The sequence below is a fragment of the Thalassobium sp. R2A62 genome, from assembly GCF_000161835.1.
In the GTDB taxonomy this organism is placed as follows: Bacteria; Pseudomonadota; Alphaproteobacteria; order Rhodobacterales; family Rhodobacteraceae; genus Thalassobium.
On the sequence record NZ_GG697169.2, the window covers coordinates 2,306,762 to 2,321,138 of the forward strand.

The following is a 14,377-nucleotide window of genomic DNA, read 5'->3' on the forward strand; positions in this document are numbered from 1 at the left end:
CCCTTTTGATGATTGGTTAGTCAGGTGCCAACATATAGCCAGCACCACGTACCGTCTGCAAATAGCGGGGCTGCTTTGGGTCAGCCTCTAACTTGCGTCGCAAACGTGTGATCTGGACATCGACTGCGCGCTCTTGGGCTTGCCCTGTGTCGCGACCCAAATCCTCGACCAGCTTGGCACGACTTACCGGCTCGCCAGGTTGGCCAGAGAATATCCGCATCAGTTGGCTTTCAGTTGCTGTAAGACGCACCAGTTCTTCACCAGCCCACAATTCGCCCCGCTCGATGTCATAGCGGACACCACCCAGATGCAGCACCTTAGGCAACGCCGCCGCCTGATCCGTCGCGGGCACGCGGCGCAGGATCGCATTGATCCGCAACAACAACTCTTTGGGCTCGAACGGTTTGGCCAAATAATCATCTGCGCCCGCCTCAAGCCCTGTGATCCGATCGTCTGTCTCGCCCTTTGCTGTCAGCAGCAAAATTGGCGTGCTCATGGTTTCACGAATACCGCGACAGAGGCTCAAACCGTCCTCGCCAGGCATCATGACATCCAACACGATCATATCGAACTCTAGTCCCGACAGGACGCGCCGCGCGTGGGCGGCATCGCGCGCTGCACTCACGAGAAACCCCTTCCGCATCAGGAACTTTTGCAAAAGCCCCCGGATCCGTTCGTCGTCATCCACGATCAAGAGATGCGCATCATCCATGTGTCTGTCCCGTCTCTGTCATTGCGCGATAATGGGCGCGCATCTCTTTATCCATCATAGCCTCGAGCACTTGACGGAACCCCGAAACTGCCTCGGGACCAACCGCACGATATGCCGCGCGCATGCGATCCCTTTGGGCATCTGACAACTCAGCCTCCAGAGCCGCTCCCGCCTCTGTCAAAAACAAGTGACGTTCACGTTTGTCTTTTTGACCAACCTTGCTCTCAACCAAACCGTCTTGGATCAAGGTCCGCAATACACGATTAAGCGATTGCTTGGTCACACCAAGGATCGACAACAGATTGTTAACCGTTGTGCCCGGACTGCGATGAATAAAATGCACAGCGCGGTGATGCGCGCGACCATACGCTTTGTCAGCAAGGATACGGTCGGGATCCGCCGTAAAACCACGGTAGGCGAAAAACATCGCCTCGATTCCCTTGCGCAGTTGGTCGTCCGTAAGGAACAACAAACTTTCGCCGCCGATGGGTCCAATCGTTTCTCCCACGAGGCCCCTCCCTATATTGTCTTGTCTCGACGATACGTCAGTGTTGTTGACATTCCAAGAATCAATCGCTAGCAATCATCAGATTTTGCGAAATATTATGTCCGGTACGGACGTTTATGCGAAACAAATGCAAAACTGAGAGGAGAAGACCATGGCCGGTGCATATGATGATCGTGACGGAAAAATCTGGATGGATGGCCAGCTGGTCGAATGGCGTGACGCGAACGTCCACATTCTTACCCATGCGATGCACTACGCCTCGTCCGTTTTCGAAGGCGAGCGGTGCTACTCAGGCAAGATCTTTAAGTCGCGCGAACACTCTGCACGTTTGATCACCTCGGGCAACCTGATCGATTTTGAAATCCCGTATTCGGTTGATGAAATCGAGGCTGCCAAACAGGCCACTCTCGACGCCAACGGTCTGACCGACGCCTACGTTCGCGCGGTTGCATGGCGTGGAGCAGGCGAAGATATGGGTGTCGCTTCGGCCAAGAACCCAGTCCACATGGCGGTCGCCTGTTGGGAATGGGGCAACTACTATGGCGACGCGAAAATGAAGGGCGCCAAGCTCGACATTGCCAAATGGAAACGCCCGTCACCTGAAACCGCACCGTCACAGGCCAAAGCCGCCGGTCTCTATATGATCGCGACAATGTCCAAGCACGCAGCCGAAGCCAAAGGCTGTTCTGATGCGATGATGTTCGACTATCGCGGCTACGTCGCCGAAGCGACTGGCGCCAACATCTTCTTTGTCAAAGACGGCGAAGTGCATACGCCCGACGCAGACGCATTCCTAAACGGCATCACCCGCCAGACGGTTATCGGTATGCTTAAGGAAAAAGTCGTCACCGTCCACGAGCGTGTGATCATGCCGGAAGAACTCGAAGGCTTTGAGCAGTGCTGGCTCACCGGCACCGCGGCCGAGGTCACACCCGTTGGCCAGATCGGTGACTACAACTTTGAAGTTGGCGCCCTGACCCGCGACATCTCGGAAAGCTACGAGAAGCTCGTTCGCGTCTGAACGCTCACCAAAACTTCCACCAAGGCCGGGGCATCGCTCCGGCCTTTTGCGTCTCTAGCACTTTAAATTCAGGATAGGTCGCAGTGCCATCTGCATCATAGTGCTCGCCCTCATCTCCGATCAGTTTGGCATCAAACACTACGCTTAGGGCATGCATTTTGTCGATTGCGTCAGGCTGCGGATTCTTGCCCACAACATTGCCCTCAAACAGATGAAGCCACATGTGCACTTCGCCATCGTGGTCGAGCCATACAGCCATTGTCTCGTCATGAGCGATCAGCTGCTTGCCATCCCCCAAATTTGCCACGGCTTCGCTTCGCATTTCCATTGATGGGTCCGCTTCGACAACCCCCTGCCATTCTACTAGCTCGATCTTGGGGCCGTGCTCGTCATGCCATTCGTCCTTGCCTGTCACATATAGATTTTAGCCAATCCCCTACTTCCCCTGTGCCATCAACTTGCGTTCTGCAGTTTCTTCTCGGCCCAAAGCCCGCTCACGCAGCACAATAATGACCCCCGCGACGATGATCAGCCCCGCTCCAAACAACATGGTCAGCGTTGGCACTTCGGCAAACCAGAAATACCCGATGATCAATGCCCAGAGCATACTGACATAGGTGAACGGTGCCAGTGTTGAGGCATCCGCAAATCGATAGCTTGAAGTCAGCAAAATCTGTCCAACCCCTCCGATCAACCCTGCCCCAATCAAATAGGCCCACTCGACCCCGATGGGCATCACCCATCCAAAGGGCGCAGTCATCAGCCCTAGTGTGCTCGCCGTCAGCGAGAAATAGAACACAATCGCTACCGTGCGTTCGCGCCCCGCCATCGCCTTGACGAAAATCTGCGCGAGCGCGGCCAACGCAGACGACCCAAGCGTCACGATCACGCCGATCATCGCCATGTCCCCCAGATCGAACGTCAGACGTGGCCACATGATGATCAGTACACCGCACAACCCCAAGAGCACCGCAGCCAATCGGACTTTGCGAAACGTCTCGCCCAATAGGACCGCCGCAAAGATCACGATCAGAATTGGTGTCACAAATCGGATCGCTGTTGTCTCTGGCAATGGCAAAAACTTGAGCCCGTAAAATCCTAGCCCCATGGCCGTCGTTCCACAAATTCCGCGCAGGGCGTGACCCTTCCAGTTTTTCGTTTTTAGGCCGTCACGCATATCATGCCGGATCCACAACCACATCAGGATCACCGGGAGGGCGAAAAACGAGCGAAAGAAGACCGCCTGTCCCGCAGGCACCCGCCCCGCGGCCTTGATAAACGCCTGCATCACCACGAACAGTGTCACAGCCGACATCATCAACATCACACCGCGCATCATGTTAAACGCTCCACCGCCCAACGCGCTGCGTCAGCGACTGTTTCATCTGCATCATCAACCAAAGCCTGTGCGCCGGATTTCAACGCGACATCGCCCGAATTTCCGATGGCATAGAGCACGTTGCGAACGAACTGATCCCGTCCGATCCGCTTGATCGGAGATCCAGAATATCGCGCACGAAACGCGGCATCATCCAATCCGACCAATTCGTTTAGATCGGGGGCATCAGGCGACGACGCATAACGCAGCTCGCGCGCCTCTCTGGCAAATTTGTTCCACGGGCAAATCGCCAGACAATCGTCACAACCATAAATTCGGTTACCCATTTTGGCGCGCAATTCAACGTCGACCGGCCCTTTGTGTTCGATGGTCAGATAGGAAATACACCGCCGCGCATCCAACTGGTTTGGTGCTGGAAATGCGTCAGTCGGGCAAATGTCCAAACACGCACGACAGGACCCACACCGATCCTCGACCGGTTCGTCCACTGGCAAATCAATGGTTGTGAAAATCGCACCTAGGAAAGACCAATTTCCTAATTCGCGGCTCAGCAGATTGGTATGTTTACCCTGCCATCCCAACCCAGCTGCGGCGGCCAGCGGTTTCTCCATAACAGGCGCGGTATCGACGAAGACTTTGATCGCCTCGCCCTCGGCTTGGTCCAACAACCAACGCCCCACACGCTTGAGCCGCTTTTTGACAATATCGTGGTAGTCGCGCCCTTGGGCATAGACGGACACTGCCGCTTTGGACGTCTGTTCCAAAACTGCCAGTGGATCGTGCTCTGGCGTATAGGCCTCGGCCAGCATCACGACGGATCGCGCCTCGGGCCACAACGCATCAGGGGCTCCGCGCCAATGCATACGTTCTGCCATCCAGCCCATTTGCCCATGCCGTCCCGCCTCTACAAATTGTGCGAGCCGTGCGGGCAATTCAGGCATCGCATCAGGGCGGCACACGCCCATGGCAGAAAACCCTTCGTCCAGCGAACGGGCCAGCAACGCCTGTTTCAGCGCCTCGCTCATGGCAATGTCACGTCGTTAGAAATCCAGATCAGCATAGTGATCCGCAGGCGCCCGAATTGAGATCTGGTCCGCCAACAGCGACCGGAACGCAGGGCGCGATTTGATCTTGGCATACCAATCTTTGACGACCTCGGACCGGTTCCAATCCACGTCCGAGATATAGTCGAGGCACGACAGCTGAGCCGCAGCTGCAAAATCTGCCAATGTCATGCTGTCGCCAGCCAACCAACGTCGGTGATCCAGCAACCACGTCATATAATCGATGTGGAACTTTATCGCCTTTGCGCCCTCTTTGATGTTGATGCTGTCGGGGTAGCCTTGGTTCATCAAACGTTTATTCACCCGCTCACCCAGCAATTTGACCGTAACCTCGGGATGGAATTTGTCGTCGAACCACGCCACCAAACGCCGCACCTCGAACCGCCCCTCGGGATCGGCAGGCATCAGGGCTGGATTAGGGTATTTCTCTTCTAGGTATTCGCAGATCGCCGTGCTGTCGGCCATCAAGCGCCCATCCATTTTCAGGATCGGGATCTTACCTGCCGGATTGCGCCGCAAGAATTCTTGGCCACGCTCCCAATACCGTTCCTCGAACAATTCGACCTCAATCTTCTTTTCCGCAAGGCTCAGGCGCACTTTGCGGGAAAATGGAGAAAGCGGGGAATGGTACAAACGGTTCATAGTCACATCCAAGTGGGGTCATCCTTCAATGCCGCAACCCCGCGCCCAATTCAATCCTCGAAACACGCAGACCGACCATCTGCGCGAATGGTAGCTGCCCCATCCATGATCGCACGGGTGCGTTGGCGGACGAAATTTGAGGGGTTACTGGCCGACCGCCCTTTGGGGTTTGGCAAGATTGCAGCCAGTCGTGCAGCCTGTGTCGCGCTTAGCTGATCCGGCCCCACACCAAAGTAGTGGCGCGCCGCCGCCTCAACACCAAAGATACCCTCGTCGAACTCAACAATATTCAAATAGACCTCAATGATCCGCCTTTTAGTCCACACCGCCTCGACCGCGGGGGTCATGAAGGCCTCGGCTGCTTTGCGGAACCAACTGCGGCCATGCCAGAGATATGCGTTTTTCACGACCTGCTGGGAAATCGTCGATGCTCCACCATTTCCAGTGTCCATCGCGACCTTGATCGCTGCCAAATCCAATCCCCAGTGATTGCAAAAATTCGCATCCTCAGCGGCAACAACTGACCGTGCCATCACCGGCGCGATCTCTTCGAGCGGAACCCAATGCCGGTCAATCGATCCAACGCGGAAACGTTCGGCCACAATATAGGGCGTCGTTGGTGGGTTAATGACGGAATAGGCCACGATCCACAGCAGCAGACCGGCAATGGTCAAAAACACCACACGCCGCACCCACCGCAACAGCCACCGAATGGGCCGGATGCGTTGCCGTTCCTTTGGCTTGGCCTTGGCTTTGGTCTTTTTCTTGGGGGCTGCTTTTTTGGCCACGGGGGTGCTCTCGCTGTTTGCGTGAAATATCCACGCAGTCCGCACAAAAGTAAAACCCGCCGTCTGAACAATCAAACAGCGGGTCTAAATCGCAACAGGCCTAGGGCGTAGTTACTCGGCTGGAACAGCCGTTGCTTCCACACTCAGCGGCACGGGCAAATGCGGCAACATCTCAGTCGAACACACCTGAACAAAGTTCGCTCTTTCGAGATCCCAATGCTGCAGGATGTGCGCTGCTTTGCGGCTTCCTGTTTCGGCCAGATGCTGTTCGATCAACCCTTTTAACTGGGCTTCCCAATGATCCATGGTCACCGGACAGGTCACAAGCGTTTCCATGTTCATCATCGGGCCAGTCTCGCCTTTCGGATCATAGAGATAGGCCATGCCACCTGTCATACCCGCGCCAAAGTTGGCACCGATGGAACCTAGGATCACTGCGACACCACCAGTCATGTATTCACAACCGTTGCTGCCACAGCCTTCGATCACAACAGATGCACCAGAGTTACGCACGCCGAACCGCTCGCCCGCACGACCAGCAGCAAAGAGATAGCCGTCCGTCGCACCATAGAGCACAGTGTTGCCAATGATCGTGTTCTCATCCGCGACCAGTGGGCTAGCCATCGGTGGGCGCACAACAATCGTACCGCCCGACAGACCCTTGCCGACATAGTCGTTGGCATCTCCCGATACTTCCAGCTTGAGCCCAGGAGCCGCAAACGCACCCAGCGATTGACCCGCCGAGCCAGTCAATTTGACCGTCAGGTGATCAGGCTGCAGCGTGTTACGCATCCCAAACGCTTTGACGATATGGCTAGAGGTGCGCGTACCGACCGACCGCAGTGTATTTTGCACTGCATAGGCCAATTGCATCTTTTCGCCGTCCTCGAGGAACCGCGCCGCGTCTTGCACAATCTGCGCATCTAATGTGTCCGGCACGACATTACGGGCTTTGTTGCGGTCATATGTGATCTGATCCGCACCATCGATCGTGATCAACAGCGGGTTCAAATCCAGATCGTCCAGGTGGGCCGAACCACGGCTCACCTGTGACAACAGGTCAGCACGACCGATAACATCATCCAATGACCGCGCACCGATCTCAGCGAGGATTTCGCGGACTTCGGTGGCGTAGAAGGTGATCAGATTTACAACCTTGTCCGCCGAACCAGTGAACTTATGCCGCAACGCTTCGTCCTGAGTACAGACACCAACAGGGCAGGTGTTCGACTGGCACTGACGCACCATGATACAGCCCATCGCGATCAATGCTGCTGTGCCGATACCGTACTCTTCGGCACCCATCATCGCAGCCATCACAATGTCACGACCCGTGCGCAAACCGCCGTCTGTCCGCAGTGTGATCCGTTCGCGCAGGTTGTTCATCGACAACACTTGATGCGCCTCGGTCAGACCCATTTCCCACGGCAGACCAGCATACTTGATCGACGTCGCGGGGGATGCACCGGTGCCACCATTGTGACCTGAAATCAGGATCACATCGGCCTTAGCCTTGGCCACGCCAGCGGCAATCGTACCAACGCCAGAACTCGCCACCAGTTTGACCGTCACTTTACAGCGCGGGTTAATTTGCTTGAGATCATAGATCAGCTGCGCAAGATCCTCGATCGAATAGATGTCGTGGTGCGGCGGAGGTGAAATCAGCGTCACACCCTTGGTCGAATGCCGCAGGCGCGCGATCAAATCTGTCACCTTCATTCCGGGCAACTGACCACCTTCGCCGGGCTTGGCACCCTGCGCGACCTTGATTTCTAGCTCTTCACACTGGTTCAGATATTCTGCAGTCACACCAAAACGACCCGACGCCACCTGCTTGATCTTGGCAGACGGGTTGTCGCCGTTTGGCTCAGGATGGAAATGCGCCGGATCTTCACCGCCCTCACCACTGTCAGATTTGGCCCCGATCCGGTTCATCGCAACATTCAGCGTCTTGTGCGCCTCAGGCGACAGCGCGCCCAGCGACATGCCGGGTGTGACAAAACGTTTGCGGATCGACGTAATGCTTTCGACCTCTTCGATCGGAATGGATTTGCGCAACGGCTTGATATCCAAAAGATCGCGCAAGTGAATTGGCGGGTTCGATTTCATCTTGGCAGAATACTGCTGCCACATAGCATAAGACGCACGATCACAGGCAGCCTGCAGCAGGTGCATCGACTGGGCTTCCCACGCGTGGGTCTCGCCAGAACGACGTGATTTGTAGAAACCACCGATTGGCAGAACATCCGATCCACCAGCCCATGCACGTGCGTGCACTTCTTCGACCTTTTTCTGGATACCACCGATACCGATGCCCGAAATCCGGCTCTGCATACCTGGGAAGAATTCAGCCACCAAGGCGCGAGATAAACCAACGGCCTCAAAGTTCAAACCACCGCGATAGCTTGAGATCACCGAAATCCCCATCTTGGCCATGATCTTGAGCAGGCCTTGATCGATAGCTTTGCGATACCGCGCAACAGCCTCGGTCAATGTTCCGTCGAGCAATCCACGCTCGATCCGGTCTGCCAACGAATCTTCCGCCAGATAGGCGTTCACAACTGTCGCACCACAACCGATCAAAACGGCAAAGTAATGCGGGTCAATACATTCAGCCGACCGCACGTTCAGCGATGTGAACGTCCGCAGACCTTTGCGTGTCAGCCACGAATGAACAGCGCTGGTCGCGAGGATCATCGGCATTGGCACACGGTCTGCACCCGCATGCTGATCCGTCAGAACAATATGTCCCGCACCAGACCGCACAGCATCTTCTGCTTCGTCTCTAATCCGGCTCAATGCGTCGCTCAGCGCGCTCGCGCCGTCATTCACACCATAGGAACAATCGATCTCTTTGCTTGGCGCGTTGAACGCATCCAACAGCGCATCGAACTGGGCATTTCCAACAAACGGGCTGTCCAAAACAAGGATCTCTGTTTGTGACGAATCTTCGTCCAGAACGTTCTTGAGATTACCAAACCGCGTCTTAAGCGACATGACGCGGAATTCGCGCAAACTGTCGATTGGCGGGTTCGTAACCTGAGAAAAGTTCTGTCGGAAAAAGTGGCTCAGGGGCCTGTATTTTTCCGACAGAACCGCGCTCGGCGTGTCATCGCCCATCGACGCCAGCGCCTCTTTTGCATCTTCTGCCATAGGGGCCAGAATCTGCTCAAGTTCTTCAATGCTGTATCCAGCTGCGATCTGCCGCTTGCGCAGTTCATCGCCTTCAAACATCGGTGCTTCTGTCACTGCACCCAATGTTTCGTCCAATTCGTTGATCTTGCCGACCCACTCACCAAATGGCAGTGCCTTGGCCAGCTTGTCCTTCATTTGCTCGTCGTGGAACATCAGACCTTTTTTCATGTCGACGGCCAGCATTTGACCCGGGCCCAGCGCGCCTTTTTCGACAACGCCAGCCTCGTCGATCGGCACCATTCCAGCCTCAGATCCCGCGATCAGTAGGCCATCACCAGTAACGACGTACCGCATCGGGCGTAGACCGTTCCGGTCCAAACCGGCACAGACCCAACGACCATCGGTCATAGCAAGTGCGGCGGGGCCGTCCCACGGCTCCATCACCGAGTTGCAGTAGGAATACATGTCCCGCCATGCCTGTGGCAGCTCGGTCGCTTGCTTGGACCAGCTTTCAGGCACCAACATCGTTTTCGCCATAGGTGCAGAACGCCCTGCACGCACCAGCATTTCAAACACAGCGTCCAATGCCGCCGAATCTGATGAACCCTGTGCGACGATCGGTTTGATGTCCTCAGCCATGTCCCCAAACGCCGACGACGCCATCCGAATCTCGTGGGATTTCATCCAGTTCAGGTTGCCCTTGAGCGTGTTGATCTCACCGTTGTGCGCCAGCATGCGGAACGGCTGTGCCAACCACCACTGTGGGAACGTGTTTGTCGAATAGCGCTGGTGATACAACGCGAACGCACTCTCGAAACGTTCGTCGATCAGGTCCGGATAGAACTCGGCCACTTGTTCGGCCAACATCATGCCCTTGTAGATGATCGACCGGCACGACAACGATGCAATGTAGAGGCTAGGAACCTGTGCCGCCGCCGCTGCCTTTTCGATGCGGCGACGGATAACATAGAGCTCGCGCTCGAATGTATCTTCATCCACACCCTTGGAGTTCGAAATCAGAATCTGTTCAATCTCAGGGCGGGTTGCGTTTGCCTTTTCACCCAGACACGACACATCGACCGGCACGTGGCGCCAGCCGTAGATGTAGTAGCCCATGCGCAGGACTTCGGTTTCGACAATCGTCCGACAGGTTTCTTGGGCACCAAAATCAGTACGAGGCAAAAAGACCTGCCCCACAGCGATCAGTTCACTCTTGCGAGGGACGTGACCTGTGCGTTCGACCTGATCGTAGAAAAACGGAACGGGAATCTGGACGTGGATGCCCGCACCATCACCGGTTTTGCCATCAGCATCTACCGCACCGCGGTGCCAAATCGCCTTGAGCGCGGCGATACCATTCTCAACCACTTTGCGACTAGCGTTGCCGTCCACCGACACAACCAAACCAACACCACAGGACGAATGCTCCTCCTCCTCGCGGTACATGCCATTCTCGGCCATAAATTCGCGCTTGGCCTCTTCGGCCTCTACCCAAGCCTGATCATAGGTTGTCATTGCTGCATCTCCTTCACATTCGCCTGATCCAAATCAAACGAAGACATCACCACACCGCACCCAAATTTGGGCTGCGTTGAAAAGAACCCCAGCTCACCGGGAAATATAAACTCGACGGGCGTGTTGTCCTCGTCGGTCTCGTCCTGACCAGGCACCAAACTGGTGCCAGTCCCACTTAGAAAAATGCCCCATTCGGGGTTCACGAATTCGGATCCGCGCGACATCCACGACACCGAACCCTCGGCATCTTCGAGGCGAATTTCGTAGGCCGTGCGTTTCAGCATCACGCCATCGATTTCCACCTCCTCACCAGTCAAACGGTCCACACCGATAAACCGGAAAACCTCGCTGTTTTGGTCGACCGTGGTAAAGTCATATTCGCTGATACCAGTCTCTAATAAGTCCGAAAACGACGCTGGCTTGACTGGATCTGGTCCCAGCACTTCGTAGCTCTCAGAGTTCGGATAGTAGCTTTCGACCCACTGGCTTTCGGCGTTTGTCCGACCGGAATATTCAAATCCGGTCTCACCGAAATCAACGCGTCGATTGTCGCCAGTGTCATCCATTTCACAGCGCATGTGATTGGACACAACGCAGGATTTGGATTGAACCGTCAGATAGCCAGTGCACCCTTCGGGCGGCGAGAATGACTGCGCCGCAACCGGCGACGCCACAACAGCTAGGATCATTGCATATTTGGTCACTGGCTCACCTCATACGATGACATGGTTGCCCCACAATCATACAGCGGCTGGTTTGGAAAAAACCCGACCTCGCCCAGCTCAAGGAACTCAACAGGCAACGCGCTAAACACGTTCTCAGGGGTGGACTTGTCCCAGCTTTCACCAAACAGAAAAATCCGAAGATCACGGCTAATGAACTGGCGTCCTTCACGGCTGCGCACGATTTCGCCTGCCTCATTCACCACGTCATAAGCGTAGGCCGTGTTATCTAGGACGACGTCATCAATGACCGTTGTGTCACCGGTCAGTCGGTCATAGCCGACATACCGCTCAAAGCTGCCATCAGGCTGCTCGATTGTGAAATCGTATGTATCAGCCCCCGTTTCCAATAGCTCGGTGATGTTCTCAGGGTCCGGTGCAGGCACAATCATGCGTTCGGTCCGCACAGGGTTCATAAGAATCGTCTCGAGCCACTGAAATTCACGATCGACTTTGCGGACACGGCTAATGCCGGCTGCATTAAACAAACCCATCCACTGCTCTCCAGCGGCGTCACCGTCGCAGGTCCAGATGTTCGACATCAGGCATGACCGATATTGAATGGTCAGCTGAGGCGTACAACCGTTCGGCGGCTCAAACGCCACAGCCGGCGATGCTAACAGCCCTAGGATTACTGCAAGCCGCATCATCCGAAGTCACCACAGCCAAACAACGGCTGGCGCGCACCAAACCCTGCCTGCCCCGGCAAAACGATGCGTTGAGGTGTTTGATTCTGAACTGATATTGTATCAGCAGTTCTGCTTTCCACCGTTCCCGTCAGAACAAATGGATAGTCCGGATGGAAATAGACCGTGTTGATATGACGAACCTCGGTATCCTCAGTTTCGCCAACGACAAAGCTATAGTCAGACCGACCGATTTCGAACGTCAAACCATCGATTTCAACCGTCTCGCCAATGGTGAACATCGTCCCTTTGAAAATAGCCGGTTGGCTATCCAGACCAGGCAAATTGAAGGTCAGCGATTGCTCGAATGTATCAACGCCATCGCCTAGCAACGTAGACAGATCTAGACCGTCCTGCGTTTCTACCAATTCAAACCAATAGGTCCCGTCCAATGGACCAGTGAACACCAACAACCCGTCATCGGTGTACCCTTCAACTGAGCTGTCACCATCCGCACCATCATGCAAAAGGATCGTGTTGTAATCGGCACGCCCCTCGCAAGTGTAGAGCGTCTCGACGACACAGCTGTTTTTGTGAACAGTCAAAACAGGAGCGCAACCATCCAACAGGACACCCGGCGCGGCGCGATCCTGGGTCCAAGCAGGCGCGGCGAGACCGCTCGCGAGAAGCGTGCTGAGCGTAAGGATTTTTGTCAATCCTGTCGACATATTGCCTGTCTCCTGTTGGATCACTTAGGTCATGTGTACTGACCCAAGCCCATTCGTTAACGAATTCTGCAAATTACGTAATTCAGAGCCCAAATTACGCAAATTACATGAAATTATCCTTATTCAGCGGCCACGCTTGCGGTGTTGCTAAGGTAGGACATGATCGCCTCGGCGGCCTCGCGTCCGTCACGGATTGCCCACACAACTAGGCTGGCACCGCGCACAATATCACCTGCGGCATAAACACCATCGAGGCTGGTCTCACCCGTGCCGTAGTTCGCTTTGACCGTGCCCCAGCGGGTCACTTCCAAGCCATTAACGCCCCATAGTTTCGGCAGGTCTTCTGGCTCGAAGCCCAGCGCCTGAACAACCAGATCAGCATCTTCGATATAGTCCGAACCTTCGATCAGTTCTGGCATTTGACGACCCGTCGGATCAGGTGCACCCAAACGCATTTTCTGAACCATCACACCCTCAACAGCATCACCAGTGAACCCCTTTGGTGCACTCAGCCAAACAAACTCTACGCCTTCTTCTTCGGCATTTTGAACTTCGCGTTGCGAGCCAGGCATGTTCGCTTTGTCCCGACGGTAAAGGCATTTGACCGATGTCGCACCCTGACGGATCGCCGTGCGGACACAGTCCATTGCAGTGTCACCACCACCGATGACGACGACGCGCTTGCCCTCGGCATTCAACGCACCGCTGTCAAATTCTTCTACATCATCGCCAAAGCTCTTGCGGTTGCTCGCGGTCAGATAATCCAACGCACGTACGACGCCCTCGGCTCCGACACCCGGCGCCTGCAGCGCCCGCGTCTTATATACACCCGTTGCGATCAGCACTGCGTCATGCTTGCCGCGGATCGCATCAAACGACAGATCCTCGCCCACATTGCAATTCAGACGGAACTCGATACCACCCGCTTCGAGCTGGTCCATACGCTTCATCACCACGTCTTTTTCCAGCTTGAACCCCGGAATGCCGTAAGTAAGCAAGCCGCCGCCGCGGTCGTAGCGGTCATAAACAGTGACCTGAATGCCTTGCCGGCGCAGCATATCTGCCGCGGCCAAGCCACCCGGTCCGGCACCGATAATGCCAACAGATTCTGCACGCTCCGCGCTAGGTGAGATCGGTTTGACCCAACCGTTTTCAAACGCGGTGTCGGTAATGTATTTTTCGACCGAACCGATCGTCACTGTGCCGTGGCCAGACTGTTCGATCACACAGTTGCCTTCGCAAAGACGATCCTGCGGACAGATACGGCCACAGATTTCTGGGAACGTATTTGTTGCCTGCGAGACATCGTAGGCCTCTCGCAGACGCCCCTCTGCCGTCAGGCGGAGCCAGTCAGGAATATTGTTGTGCAGGGGGCAGTGCGACTGACAATACGGCACACCACACTGGCTGCACCGGCTCGACTGCTCTTCGGCTTTGACCGCTGCATACTCCGAATAAATCTCTTCAAAATCCTGTTTGCGTAGGTCAGGCGCCCGCTTGGTCGGCATGTCCCGATCCACATTCACAAACTTGAGCATTTTCTGATTGGCCACGATGCACCCTTTCCGCATTGGAAC

At 55.4% G+C, this 14,377-nt stretch carries 13 protein-coding genes; 1 reads left to right on the forward strand and 12 read right to left on the reverse strand.

Going from position 1 to position 14,377, the window contains the following annotated elements; all coding sequences use genetic code 11:
- Window positions 1-16: 16 nt before the first annotated feature.
- Together TR2A62_RS11480 and TR2A62_RS11485 are read right to left on the reverse strand one after the other, a co-directional pair.
- A complete protein-coding gene (locus TR2A62_RS11480; protein WP_009159386.1) occupies window positions 17-712 on the reverse strand; it encodes a response regulator in 696 nt (231 codons plus the stop codon).
- Window positions 705-1,220, reverse strand: coding sequence for a MarR family winged helix-turn-helix transcriptional regulator (locus tag TR2A62_RS11485; protein ID WP_009158977.1), 516 nt, complete (start codon window positions 1,218-1,220; stop codon window positions 705-707). Before TR2A62_RS11485 ends, TR2A62_RS11480 begins: the two co-directional genes overlap by 8 nt.
- Window positions 1,221-1,371: 151 nt before the next feature.
- Here TR2A62_RS11485 and TR2A62_RS11490 point away from each other — a divergent pair, with 151 nt between their 5' ends.
- Complete coding sequence (locus TR2A62_RS11490; RefSeq protein ID WP_009159301.1) at window positions 1,372-2,241, forward strand: branched-chain amino acid aminotransferase; 870 nt, start codon at window positions 1,372-1,374, stop codon at window positions 2,239-2,241.
- A gap of 4 nt (window positions 2,242-2,245) precedes the next feature.
- Here TR2A62_RS11490 and TR2A62_RS11495 read toward each other — a convergent pair whose 3' ends face one another.
- The 10 genes from TR2A62_RS11495 to TR2A62_RS11540 form a co-directional block, all read right to left on the reverse strand.
- A complete protein-coding gene (locus tag TR2A62_RS11495) occupies window positions 2,246-2,656 on the reverse strand; it encodes a hypothetical protein (protein WP_009159782.1) in 411 nt (136 codons plus the stop codon).
- Window positions 2,657-2,677: 21 nt separating this feature from the next.
- A complete protein-coding gene (locus TR2A62_RS11500) occupies window positions 2,678-3,580 on the reverse strand; it encodes a DMT family transporter (protein ID WP_009159546.1) in 903 nt (300 codons plus the stop codon).
- Window positions 3,577-4,605 (reverse strand): tRNA epoxyqueuosine(34) reductase QueG, encoded by a 1,029-nt coding sequence (gene queG, locus TR2A62_RS11505; protein ID WP_009160407.1) that lies wholly within the window; start codon window positions 4,603-4,605, stop codon window positions 3,577-3,579. The genes TR2A62_RS11500 and queG overlap by 4 nt, the downstream gene beginning before the upstream one ends.
- Window positions 4,606-4,620: 15 nt before the next feature.
- Complete coding sequence (locus tag TR2A62_RS11510) at window positions 4,621-5,286, reverse strand: glutathione S-transferase family protein (RefSeq protein WP_040820664.1); 666 nt, start codon at window positions 5,284-5,286, stop codon at window positions 4,621-4,623.
- A 50-nt stretch (window positions 5,287-5,336) separates the two neighbouring features.
- Window positions 5,337-6,074: a monofunctional biosynthetic peptidoglycan transglycosylase gene (gene mtgA, locus TR2A62_RS11515; protein WP_009158323.1), complete on the reverse strand. Its 738-nt coding sequence runs from the start codon at window positions 6,072-6,074 to the stop codon at window positions 5,337-5,339.
- Window positions 6,075-6,185: 111 nt separating this feature from the next.
- A complete protein-coding gene (gene gltB / locus TR2A62_RS11520; protein WP_009159176.1) occupies window positions 6,186-10,724 on the reverse strand; it encodes a glutamate synthase large subunit in 4,539 nt (1,512 codons plus the stop codon).
- Complete coding sequence (locus tag TR2A62_RS11525; RefSeq protein WP_009160841.1) at window positions 10,721-11,428, reverse strand: hypothetical protein; 708 nt, start codon at window positions 11,426-11,428, stop codon at window positions 10,721-10,723. Before TR2A62_RS11525 ends, gltB begins: the two co-directional genes overlap by 4 nt.
- Window positions 11,425-12,096 (reverse strand): hypothetical protein, encoded by a 672-nt coding sequence (locus TR2A62_RS11530; RefSeq protein WP_050761082.1) that lies wholly within the window; start codon window positions 12,094-12,096, stop codon window positions 11,425-11,427. Before TR2A62_RS11530 ends, TR2A62_RS11525 begins: the two co-directional genes overlap by 4 nt.
- A complete protein-coding gene (locus tag TR2A62_RS11535; protein ID WP_009160772.1) occupies window positions 12,093-12,800 on the reverse strand; it encodes a hypothetical protein in 708 nt (235 codons plus the stop codon). Before TR2A62_RS11535 ends, TR2A62_RS11530 begins: the two co-directional genes overlap by 4 nt.
- Window positions 12,801-12,919: 119 nt before the next feature.
- A complete protein-coding gene (locus TR2A62_RS11540) occupies window positions 12,920-14,353 on the reverse strand; it encodes an NAD(P)-dependent oxidoreductase (protein WP_009157910.1) in 1,434 nt (477 codons plus the stop codon).
- Window positions 14,354-14,377 lie beyond the last annotated feature (24 nt).

Bases quoted from the DNA above. Each gene is read 5' to 3' on its own strand.
- TR2A62_RS11480 (WP_009159386.1), bottom strand. From the start codon at position 712: ATGGATGATGCGCATCTCTTGATCGTGGATGACGACGAACGGATCCGG.
- TR2A62_RS11490 (WP_009159301.1), top strand. From the start codon at position 1,372: ATGGCCGGTGCATATGATGATCGTGACGGAAAAATCTGGATGGATGGC.
- TR2A62_RS11500 (WP_009159546.1), bottom strand. From the start codon at position 3,580: ATGATGCGCGGTGTGATGTTGATGATGTCGGCTGTGACACTGTTCGTG.
- queG (WP_009160407.1), bottom strand. From the start codon at position 4,605: ATGAGCGAGGCGCTGAAACAGGCGTTGCTGGCCCGTTCGCTGGACGAA.
- TR2A62_RS11510 (WP_040820664.1), bottom strand. From the start codon at position 5,286: ATGAACCGTTTGTACCATTCCCCGCTTTCTCCATTTTCCCGCAAAGTG.
- gltB (WP_009159176.1), bottom strand. From the start codon at position 10,724: ATGACAACCTATGATCAGGCTTGGGTAGAGGCCGAAGAGGCCAAGCGC.
- TR2A62_RS11530 (WP_050761082.1), bottom strand. From the start codon at position 12,096: ATGATGCGGCTTGCAGTAATCCTAGGGCTGTTAGCATCGCCGGCTGTG.
- TR2A62_RS11535 (WP_009160772.1), bottom strand. From the start codon at position 12,800: ATGTCGACAGGATTGACAAAAATCCTTACGCTCAGCACGCTTCTCGCG.